The sequence below is a fragment of the Streptomyces durhamensis genome (assembly GCF_000725475.1).
In the GTDB taxonomy this organism is placed as follows: domain Bacteria; phylum Actinomycetota; class Actinomycetes; order Streptomycetales; family Streptomycetaceae; genus Streptomyces; species Streptomyces filipinensis.
Genome location: NZ_JNXR01000107.1, coordinates 1 through 461, shown reverse-complemented (window position 1 = coordinate 461; position 461 = coordinate 1). Strand labels below are relative to the sequence as shown.

Sequence of the window (461 nt, the reverse complement as noted above, 5' to 3'; positions counted from 1 at the left end):
TGCTCGGCGACCGCATCCGCGTAATCGCTTATGCCGCTTCGGGGTTGGTAGGTATCGGCATGTTTGCCGGCATGTACGTGCTCACCGCGCTTCTTCATACCGTCCTGGGTCTGTCGCCGACCCAGATCGGCCTGGCCTTCCTCCCGTTCGCCGTGGGTGCTGTGGTCACCACCTGGGCGCTCCCACACGTTCGAGCACGACTGCCTGTAGTAGTGGTGCTTGCCGCAGGCTTAATGCTGACCGCGGCCGCGGTCGCCACGTTCGTCGCTCTCGAGCCCAACAGCCGCTACAGCACCCACGTCTTGCCGGCGATGCTGTTACTCGGTGCCGGGGGCACGGTCGTCATGATCACCGTCGGTGAGGTCGCCACCGCCGGAGCCGGAGCAAACAGTGGTGTGGCCGGCTCGTTGGTCAATGCGGCACAGCAGATCGGTGCCGCCACCGGTACCGCTCTGCTGGCC

Annotated in this window: 1 protein-coding gene; it reads left to right on the top strand. The window is 65.7% G+C overall.

Going from position 1 to position 461, the window contains the following annotated elements; genetic code table 11:
- Positions 1-461, top strand: a 461-nt coding sequence (locus tag IO33_RS50950) for a hypothetical protein (RefSeq protein ID WP_037687446.1), incomplete at both ends; no start/stop codon positions are given.